We start from the raw sequence: 1,302 nt of genomic DNA, 5'->3' as shown, positions 1-1,302 counted from the left end.
TGATCGCGCGGCACGACATCCTGCGCACCGCGGTGCTGTGGGAAGGACTGCCCGAGCCGGTGCAGGTGGTACAGCGCCACGCCGCCCTGGCGCTGGAATGGCTGGACGATGCGGCGCCCGACGCGGCCGCGCGGCTGCAGGCGCACGTGGATCCGTCGCGCTATCGCATCGACATCCGCCGCGCACCGCTGATCCGCGCGGTCGCGGCGCACGACGCGCAAAGCGGCCGCTGGCTGCTGCAACTGCCCAGCCATCACATGGTGCTGGACCACACCACGCTGGAACTGCTGGTCGAGGAGATCACGCTGATCCAGCAAGGCCGCGAGGCCGAATTGCCGCGGCCGGTGCCATTCCGCGGCTACGTGGCGCAGGCGCGGCTGGGCGTGAGCCGCGCCGAGCACGAGGCCTTCTTCGGCGCGATGCTGGGCGACGTGGACGAGCCCACGGCACCCTTCGGGCTGCTCGACGTGCAGGGCGACGGCACGCGCGTGCGCGAAGCGAGGGCGAGGCTGGATGCGGGCCTCTCCCGCCGGCTGCGCGCCGAGGCGCAGCGCCACGGCGTGAGCGCGGCGACGCTGTTCCACCTGGCGTGGGCGCTGGTGCTGGCCAAGGCCACGGGCAAGGACGACGTGGTGTTCGGCACGGTGCTGTTCGGCCGCATGCAGGGCGGCGAAGGCGCGCAGCGGGCACTGGGCCTGTTCATCAACACCTTGCCGCTGCGGCTGAAGCTGGGTGCGCGCGGGGTGCGCGAGAGCGTGCGTGGCGCGCACGAGGCGCTGAGCGCGCTGCTGCACCACGAGCATGCGAACCTCTCGCTGGCGCAGCGCTGCAGCGCGCTGCCTGGCGGCACGCCGCTGTTCTCGGCGCTGCTCAACTACCGCTACAGCCCCGAGGCACCGGCCACGCCGGACCCGGCGCGCGCCTCGGCCTGGGAGGGCATGGCGTCGCTGGGCGGCGAGGAGCGCACCAACTATCCCTTCGTGATGTCGGTCGACGACCTCGGCGAGGGCTTCGAACTCGTGGCGCAGATCCACGAGGCGATCGACGCGCGGCGCGTGTGCGACTGCATGCGCGCGGCGGTCGACGGCATCGTCGATGCGCTCGACCGCGCGCCCGCGCGGCCGATCTGCGAGCTCCCGCTGCTGTCGAGCGAAGAGGCGGCGCAGCTGTCCGCCTGGGGCGCGCCGCGTGGCCGTTTCGCGGGCGAGGCGACGCTGCACGAGCGCATCGCGCGTCAGGCGCGGGCGCGCCCCGACGCGCAGGCGGTGGTCTTCGGCGAGCTGCAACTGAGCTACGGCGAGC

Annotated in this window: 1 protein-coding gene; it reads left to right on the top strand. The window is 73.6% G+C overall.

Going from position 1 to position 1,302, the window contains the following annotated elements; all coding sequences use genetic code 11:
* Positions 1–1,302: condensation domain-containing protein (locus tag ACODT0_RS42305; protein WP_489044038.1), on the top strand; the 1,302-nt coding region annotated here is incomplete at both ends.

It is taken from the genome of Variovorax sp. FG153, assembly GCF_057809595.1.
Note: the sequence above shows the minus strand (reverse complement) of the source record. Positions and strands in the feature narration are given on the sequence as shown.